We start from the raw sequence: 8,172 nt of genomic DNA, 5'->3' as shown, positions 1-8,172 counted from the left end.
GTGATCGTGTTTGTTGCCGCTACCGCGATGGGGCAGGATAAGTCTGCGGACAACATGCAGATCGTCCTTGAAAAGATACGTGCCGACAAGAAGCTTCTCGTCGCTGAAAATATGCAACTGACGCAGTCCGAAGCCAAGGGCTTCTGGCCAATCTATGAGCGGTATCAGGAAGAACTGTTTCTTCTACGCACACGCACCATAAATCTGATCAAAGACTATGCCGATGCCTTTGACAACATGACCGACGATAAAGCGAAGAAGCTTCTTGGCGAATATATGACGATCGAGACTCTGGGGCTAAAACTCAGAAAGGCTTATCTCCCAAAGTTTCGCAAAGTCTTGTCTCCGGTGAAGACGGCACGCTATTACCAGATCGAGAATAAGATCCAGGCCGCTCTGTACTATGAGCTCGCCCAAAACATACCGCTCATGAAAGCGGCGGAGAAGTGATAAGAAAGGTAGGGTGCGACTATGAAATACTTTCATTTGAGAGCCGCCTTGTTGGCGCTTCTTGTCGCGTGCATATTCGTTTCTCCTGATCCAGCTGCTGCAGCGTCGGCAGCACAGATTAACCGAAATGTCAAAAGTGCTCTGGACAAGCTTTATGGTAAGTCCGCTACGGCCAGGGCACTTGGTGAAAAAGCGAAGGGCATCCTTGTCTTCCCTGGCATTGTGAAGGGCGGATTCATTGTTGGAGGACAGTATGGTGAGGGCGCCCTCCTCGAGGAAGGGAAGACGGCTGGGTATTACAACACCGTTCAGGCCTCGTATGGGCTGCAGGCCGGTATTCAGAAATTCGGCTATGCATTGTTTTTTATGACCGACTCGTCGCTGAAGTGGCTCGATAAAAGTGACGGGTGGGAGCTTGGCGTTGGCCCGACCGTCGTCGTTGTGGACATAGGTGCAGCGAAGTCCATCTCAACTACGACATTGCAATCAGAGATCTATGCCTTTTTCTTCGATCAGAAGGGACTTATGGGAGGTCTCGGCTTGCAGGGTACGAAAATCACTCGGATAGAGAAGTGAGAGGTATAGCTATCGATAGATAGTTTCGACAGCAACTCCGACCTCACCCAGCAATATAGGGTTACTGGAATCTTTACTGCCCGGTTCGGGAGCCATCACCGGACTGGTGTGAGAACCGTGGGAATTGCCAGATGTGCAATTTTGCCCACTGAACGCTCTGCATGGAGCATCGTTCATTACGGTCTCCAAGCATGCTGTCACTGAATCTTTATGAACTCTTCTATCTCGGCCCTTGTTTTCGAGTCAAGGCCGATGAACCGGACCCCGTACTGGTAGAGTGCCGGACCCTTTTCCTCCTTCCTCACAATCTCTCCCGTCACAGTCGTCTTCCGGTCGAGGACAAAGGAACATGTCAGCCTGTCGCCCTGGGAAAGCATCCGGTCCGTCTCGAGGAGCATGCCTGACGTGCTAATATTGAGGGAGCCTGAGAAGAAGGAGTCATTCTGAAACACGGCATTCACCGTAATCTTTATGACGCCCCTCAGACTCTTCCTCCTCGGTACGTTCAAGAGTGCCGCTGCCCTTCGAAGCAATTCCTCGGCGTCGATCGGTCTTATTACGACAGCATTGGCTCCGCTGGCCCGACACTTCTCGATAACAGTTTTATTCCTGGGGCATATGACGATGATCGAAACGGTCTTCAGGGCATCGTTTCCCCGTATGGCAGAGCAGAACGTATCCCCCCGCATTTCCTTCATATGATAGTCCGCGATCACGAGGTCCACCCTTTCGCTCCTGTGGATTTTCATCATTTCCTCAGCAGTTGTTGCGCCGAAGATCCTGAAGTTCTCCCTCGAAAGTATGGTGCTCTCTTTTTCCAGGAGGGTCTTGAACTCATTGTGGACCAGAACTTTTTTCATACCCCTCTTACGTTCTTCCATCCCGCGGCCGGGTCTTCAGGCTTCCCATCACCTCCCCAGGACGCTCTTGCTCTGTCATATTCTCCGCACGTCGAAACCCTGATAATTTCCCTCCTTCAGGAGTTCAACGAAATTGTCATAGGTCACTTCGTTCCAGAATTCCGTAAAGCAAGCGCCCACCTCATGGGCGGCATGGGCATCAGACCCCCCCGTATAGGGCAGATTAAGGATCCTCGCAGTCTCTATTGCCTGCGCATTGTAGGCGCGCATGTTGCAACCGTTATGGCCTTCCACAGCGCATATCCCCTTTACATGCAGTATCATATCTCCGAGGCTGTTTCCCTTTCGGTAGGGATGAGACGGAATCACAACACCACCTGCCCCGGTAACAACCTTCACCGTTTCTTCGAAGGGCGCGCACCTGATCGATAAGCTGTCGGTGTTCACGCCGAAGACGAGACAATGCCCTTCTGCCGTCGAGAACTCTACCCCCCTGAATATCATGATCCTGTCCCTGTACTTCTCCCTTAATGCCTCGACAGGTTCCGAGGCCTCATAGGAATAATGCTCGGTGAAGGCGATGCCCTGCAGATTCATTTTGATGGCATGGACAACGGAGTCTTCAGGGTCGGAATCATTGTCCCCGCTGTATCTTGAATGGACATGGAGATCGACGCGGCATTTCATTGTCTTCTATTTTATCAGGAAGTGGACCGATCGGTGCGAAAAAAATTACGACGAAGCCTCAGGCAGGCTCAAAGGATTCCCGGTCTTCTTTTTCGCCGCGGATCTCCTTGAATCTCTTGAGACGGAAATATGACTCCCTTTCCCTCTCCGAGATGAATTGTGTGATGACCTTAATCTGGCTCCTGATCTTCGGAAAGACGAGTTCCTCCAGGACGCGGATCTTCCTTGTGGTCCTCAGGATTTCGTTGCCGAGCCGTTTTATCTTGGACTCATATTCGGCGATGTTGAGCATAGACTCGAGTAATTTTTCGAAGTTGGCCGTCGCTTCTTCGAGGTGAGGAGTCGTGGAGAATTCGTCGTAGCCCCGTTCATGAGGTTCTCTGACAGGAGTATCATGAAAACTGATATCTTTATACCGCAAGCCCCATATGCTCTTCTCAATGACTTCGATTCTGAAATCACGCTCTGTGGCAACGACGATCGACTCGACGCTGTCCTTGCCTTCATGGCCGAGGCTGAGCGCCAGTTCCTGGAGCGCCTTGCCATAGGTCTTTCTGATATCCTCCCTGGACTTGAGAAAGGGGATTGTGGCTGCAAGGAACTCTTTGATGAGGGCCTGTTTCCTCGCCTTGAGAATTCCGATACTGTTCGTGACTGACCGGTACTTCTCCTTAAGGAGGAGGAGATTTGTCCGCGTAGGATGTATCACGGCACCTCGAGGGAGAACCTCTTCATAAGATCGATACCGGCATCGAGGGTCTCCTGGACGGTCCGTCGTGTCATGCCCTGACCCACAAGCTCCTTCTCAAAGGCATCTGCGAAATCGAGCATCAGGATGTCCGTCTTTGTCATTCCGTCCCTGCCGACGATGGCCTCGAGCTTCCTGAGGTCCCTTCCCTTGGCATAATACCGGTACAGGTAGTTGGAGACCTTCCGATGATCTGCCCTCGTACGGCCTTCCCCGATCCCCTTTTGCATGAGGCGTGAAAGGCTTGGCAGCACGTCAATGGGAGGGAAGATCCCCCTTTGGTGCAGTTCCCTGCTCAAGACGATCTGACCCTCGGTGATGTACCCTGTGAGGTCGGGGATGGGGTGAGTGATATCATCCTCGGGCATCGTTACGACCGGCAACATGGTGACAGAGCCTTCAAGCCCCCTGATCCGGCCTGCCCGTTCATAGAGTGAAGCAAGGTCAGAGTACATAAAACCCGGGTAGCCCCTTCTTCCGGGCAGTTCCTCCCTGGCCGTCGATATCTCACGCAAGGCATCACAGTAATTCGTCATGTCGGTAATGATCACGAGCACATCCATTCCCTTTTCGAAGGCCAGAAACTCTGCCACAGTCAAGGCGAAGCGCGGCGCCAGGAGCCTTTCCATGACCGGCTCATCCGCCATATTGACAAAGCTGACGAAACCCGTCTTCATCTCATCGAGGACCCTCCGGTAAAAGGAATACTCATGGAAGGTCAGTCCAAGGGCCGCAAAGACCACGACAAAGCCTTCCTCACTCTCTGCAACGCGGGCATTTCTCAGGATGCCGGCGACGGCATCTTTTGAAGGAAGTCCGGCGCACGAGAATACCGGGAGTTTCTGGCCCCGCACCAGGGTATTGAGTCCATCAATAGCTGAGAAGCCGGTCTCGATAAAGTCCTCAGGCCGTGCACGGGCTGCGGGATTGATCGGTGCACCGGTGATGGGGATCCACTTTTCAGGGCTGAACAGAGGGAGGCCGTCTTTTGGCACAAAGGAACCGTTAAATACCCTCCCGATAATGTCGGAGGAGAGAGGAACCTTCTTGATCGAATCGGTAAAGACGACCGATGTCCGTTCGATGTCCAGTCCTTGGGTCTCCCCGAATACCTGGATCAATGCCGTCTCTCCCTCCACTTCGAGCACTTCGGCATCCATCGTTCTCCCGTCAGGGGCAATGATTCTCGCGACCTCTCCGATCCTCGAACTGAAGACCTTCTCGACGAAGAGAAGAGGTCCTGCGATGGAGGAGATGGTTTTGTATCGGTGTTCTGAAAGCCTCATAGCCTACGCATGCGATACGTCATATGAAAAACCGTATCTTGCCCTCTCTCTTCTCCCCATGAGGGCATCACGCCTCCTCTCTTCTTTGATCATCCGATCTCTCGGTCTGCAATACTTCCTCAAGACTCGTTCCCGGATTCAGTTTTTCACGAGCGCGATCGTAGAATCCGAGTATCCTTTTGATAATCCCAAGGGTCTTTTCGGGCGGCGAGAATGCATCTTCACTGTAAGCATTCTGCGAGAGGAACTCGGTACGTATCATCTCTGCTACTATCATGAGGAGCCTGTCGGTATCCTGCAACCCCTCTGCCCCGACAATCTCAGAGACCTCCCTGAGCGACTCCTCTTCCTGCAGGATCTCCTTGCACCTCTGCTGCAATTGCTCCCATTCAGGAGCGACAGTCTCACGATAATGGCCGGCTATATCCCTCCCATAGAGAGAATAACTCTGGAACCAGTTTATGGCAGGGAAGTGCCTCCTGTGCGCCAGGGAAGTGTCGAGCATGAGGAATGCGCCTGTTGTCCTGAGACATGCCTGGGTAACGGGTTCAGTGAAGTCCCCTCCGGGAGGAGAGACAGAGAGGATCATGGTGAGCGAACCGATCTTTCCGCTCATGGTCTCGACGACGCCAGCCCTTTCGAGGAAACCGGAGAGCCGGGAGGCAAGGTAGGTGGGATAGCCCTCCTCTCCCGGCATCTCTTCCAGCGACGAGGATATCTCCCGCAACGCCTCCGCCCAGCGCGAAAGGCTATCTGCAAGAAAGAGCACGTGATAACCCATGTCCCGGTAATATTCGGCCATGGTGACAGCTGTGTAGATGGAAGCCTCACGGGCCGCGACAGGCATATTCGAGGTATTGGCCACAAGGATGGTCCTCTCCATGAGTTGTCGTTTGGTCCATGGATCTGTGAGCTCCTCGAACTCAGCTATCAAGTCTGCCATCTCGTTTCCTCGCTCACCACACCCGGCATAGACGACAACATCTACATCGGCGAACTTTGCGATAGACTGCTCAAGGATCGTCTTTCCGGTGCCGAATCCGCCGGGGAAGATGGCCGTCCCTCCGCGGGCGAGAGGAAAGAGGAAGTCTATGCTCCGCTGGCCCGTAATGAGAGGCTTGCTCGGCGCAAGCTTTTTTCTGTAAGGACGGGCTGTCCTGACCGGCCATTCCTGACATCCGGTGATGTATTGACCGTCTTCATATTCTCCCAAAGGCTCGTCGAGGCTCATATCGCCGTCAGCGATCCGCGCAATCCTTCCGCCGCCTTCTGACCTGCAGAAGTAGTAATGTTTAAACGGCCCCTCATCCACAAATCCCACGGGGCTCCCGAAGGTCACCTCATCTCCTTTCTTCAGGAGGGGTGTGAATTTCCAGCGCCTTATATAGTCGAGGGCATACAACTCCTTCCCTCCTCTGATAAAGGGTCCCATGTCTTCTTTTAACCTTCCAAGGGGCCTCTGGAGACCGTCAAACATACCCGAGAGAAGCCCTGCTCCAAGACGCACCGTAAGCGGCATTCCCGCTCCTTTGACCGGCTCCCCCACGGCAAGACCGCGGGTATCTTCATAGACCTGGATCACTGCCCTTTCCTGCTCGAGCCGCACCACTTCGCCCGTGAGCATGACATGGCCCACATAGACCCTCTCATAGAGTTTGAGTCCCTTCAGATCAACGCTCACCGTCGGTCCTGATATGGCCTGGATCTTCCCGCTCACAATTTCAACCTCACGTGGTATCCGATCGCCCTCCTGATCAGCCGCGCAGCATAGTCCTCGACTTCAGCGGGGAATTTCTCGGGTGCTGGGAGAACGAGAAGTGTCCCCTGCCATGTCTGTTCGAGCTCCCTCATTCGCTCTTCAGACATCCCCTTTATCAGGCGCTCATCAATCACAACGAGTCCCGTCTCAGGTTCAGTCATGGTCTTTCTGAGCATCTCCTCAGCGTCCTGCGCCTCTGCCGTATACTGGGGAACCCCCGCAAGGCTGAAACCATATCGGCCATTAGTCGGAGTAATGAAGGTGATCTTTCTCAATAGACGATCTCCGCGGCGATCTCGTCGCGTTCAAGATCCTTACCGTAAAAGAGGACACTGAGGTTCATAGCCTCGAGGGAAGATCTCCAGAGATAGTCGAGGATGATCCCGATACCAAGGGGGTCTCTTCCTTCCTTCCGCAAAAAACGCGTCATCCCTCTGTAGAGAGCAACCTCCACTTTCGTAGCGTCGGGCATCTCAATGGTAATCCCGGAGAATTCTCCGATCAGCGACCCAAGGCCGTACATGTCAGCGGCATCGAGGATCTCCGTGAGCCGCGATTCGGCTATGCTCCCGCCGGCAATGAACGAGGGAGGCGTCTTTCCATGGAGCCTTAAATATTTATAGAGGCTGATAATATTCCGCGAATCGATAACCCTGCTGAAAAAGAGTCTTAAAAGGGTGTTGATCTTCGAGTTGACAAGAAAGACGAGGTATGCGTCGGTTAAACGCTGCTCAACTCCCCTTAACCCTTCCCTGTCAACAATCCCGGTCAGACCGCCGAATCCTTCAGAAAGAGTGAGGAAGATATCTTCGATCTCTGCGACGGCCGAGGCGGTATCCTTGCTTCTTCTCAGAACTGTCTTTATCGTGTCCGAGAGGAGGCTTACCGCGAGGATATGATCAATCTTCGCCTCCTTTCCGTCCCTCATATGTCTCAGGCATATGAAGAGCGTTCTCAGCTCAGAATAGAGGAAAAAAGGCCAGAATATGTCCCGGAGGACCCTGTTCATCTGGGAATAGATCCATCGATACTCCTTCATGAGCTGCCTCCATACGCCCTCGGGAGATTTTTCTGCAACAAAACCAAGGTATCGCCTGGAGGAGAGATATTCGAGGGGATCTCCCTCAAGGATTAAAGGCTTCCAGTCCATAATCAGACGCGCCCTCCTCCCTCTGATCCTCGAAAGGAGATATTCAGCAGGATACCCCCTGTCTTCAGGACTGTCAAGCAGTTCCACGTCTCTCTGCCTCTTCGTAAATCTCTTTTGTCAATGCGGGAAGGATCTCCACCCATGCCCGTTCCAGTCTCTTTTCGAAGGTGTCAATCACCCTGACTTTCCCTTCCTCTGTCTCGGCATCGACACCTCCTGTGATGCCCTCGTCTGAGACAATCTCAGCATCAGGAAAGTTCTCTCTTGCAAGGCCCACGTCCCGGGGATTCACCCTGACCGTCTTCCAGGGAAACAAAGGGAGTTCCTTCACAATCACCTCAAAGTTCTCCCCGTATCCTTCATCTCTCAGCGGGCTTAGGCAAGATGCGGCAAGCGCAAAAAGGCGGTCGGAGAGCCTCTTTTCAGACGTAAGTCTGTACATCCGGGAGCGGTTGAGTGCATCAAAGATGACAGCTGAGCCCGTTGCTTCGGCCTCGGTCCCCTCCATCGCGGCGTATTCGTCCCGCACCTGAGCCGCTTTGCGGGTTCCCTCGTTCCTTATCTTCTCGGCTTCTGTTTCAGCTTCCTGCCAGATCGACCGGACCCTTTCATCAGCCGCCTTGCGAAGAGATTCGATTAATTCCCTGTAACCCATC

At 53.3% G+C, this 8,172-nt stretch carries 10 protein-coding genes; 2 read left to right on the top strand and 8 right to left on the bottom strand.

The features are described from left to right. Both VFG09_15545 and VFG09_15540 read left to right on the top strand, forming a co-directional pair. The coding region (locus VFG09_15545; protein HET6516567.1) for a hypothetical protein at nucleotides 1–450 on the top strand (450 nt) is incomplete at its 5' end. Nucleotides 451–471: 21 nt separating this feature from the next. Next, nucleotides 472–1,026 carry a lipid-binding SYLF domain-containing protein gene (locus VFG09_15540; GenBank protein ID HET6516566.1) on the top strand — a complete coding sequence of 185 codons (555 nt, stop codon included), beginning with the start codon at nucleotides 472–474 and terminating at the stop codon, nucleotides 1,024–1,026. A gap of 197 nt (nucleotides 1,027–1,223) precedes the next feature. Here the strand turns inward: VFG09_15540 and VFG09_15535 are convergent, their stop codons facing one another. The 8 genes from VFG09_15535 to VFG09_15500 all read right to left on the bottom strand — a co-directional run bounded on the left by VFG09_15535 (nucleotide 1,224) and on the right by VFG09_15500 (nucleotide 8,171). Beyond that, nucleotides 1,224–1,886 carry a response regulator gene (locus VFG09_15535; GenBank protein ID HET6516565.1) on the bottom strand — a complete coding sequence of 221 codons (663 nt, stop codon included), beginning with the start codon at nucleotides 1,884–1,886 and terminating at the stop codon, nucleotides 1,224–1,226. A gap of 75 nt (nucleotides 1,887–1,961) precedes the next feature. Next, the gene (locus tag VFG09_15530) at nucleotides 1,962–2,573 is read right to left on the bottom strand and encodes a PHP domain-containing protein (GenBank protein HET6516564.1); all 612 of its coding nucleotides are present in this window, start codon (nucleotides 2,571–2,573) and stop codon (nucleotides 1,962–1,964) included. A gap of 58 nt (nucleotides 2,574–2,631) precedes the next feature. Next, the gene (locus tag VFG09_15525; GenBank protein HET6516563.1) at nucleotides 2,632–3,282 is read right to left on the bottom strand and encodes a V-type ATP synthase subunit D; all 651 of its coding nucleotides are present in this window, start codon (nucleotides 3,280–3,282) and stop codon (nucleotides 2,632–2,634) included. Beyond that, a complete protein-coding gene (locus tag VFG09_15520; protein HET6516562.1) occupies nucleotides 3,279–4,607 on the bottom strand; it encodes a V-type ATP synthase subunit B in 1,329 nt (442 codons plus the stop codon). Before VFG09_15520 ends, VFG09_15525 begins: the two co-directional genes overlap by 4 nt. Nucleotides 4,608–4,674: 67 nt before the next feature. Beyond that, nucleotides 4,675–6,324 carry a V-type ATP synthase subunit A gene (locus VFG09_15515; protein ID HET6516561.1) on the bottom strand — a complete coding sequence of 550 codons (1,650 nt, stop codon included), beginning with the start codon at nucleotides 6,322–6,324 and terminating at the stop codon, nucleotides 4,675–4,677. After that, on the bottom strand, nucleotides 6,321–6,641 hold the full coding sequence (locus VFG09_15510) for a V-type ATP synthase subunit F (protein HET6516560.1): 321 nt from the start codon (nucleotides 6,639–6,641) through the stop codon (nucleotides 6,321–6,323). The genes VFG09_15515 and VFG09_15510 overlap by 4 nt, the downstream gene beginning before the upstream one ends. Further along, entirely contained in the window at nucleotides 6,638–7,603 is a 966-nt protein-coding gene (locus VFG09_15505; protein HET6516559.1) for a V-type ATPase subunit, read from the bottom strand. Before VFG09_15505 ends, VFG09_15510 begins: the two co-directional genes overlap by 4 nt. Further along, nucleotides 7,590–8,171: a V-type ATP synthase subunit E gene (locus VFG09_15500; GenBank protein HET6516558.1), complete on the bottom strand. Its 582-nt coding sequence runs from the start codon at nucleotides 8,169–8,171 to the stop codon at nucleotides 7,590–7,592. Before VFG09_15500 ends, VFG09_15505 begins: the two co-directional genes overlap by 14 nt. Nucleotide 8,172 lies beyond the last annotated feature (1 nt).

The sequence above is a fragment of the Thermodesulfovibrionales bacterium genome, assembly GCA_035686305.1.
Lineage (GTDB): Bacteria > Nitrospirota > Thermodesulfovibrionia > Thermodesulfovibrionales > UBA9159 > DASRZP01.
This window is presented reverse-complemented; position numbering and strand designations above follow the sequence as displayed.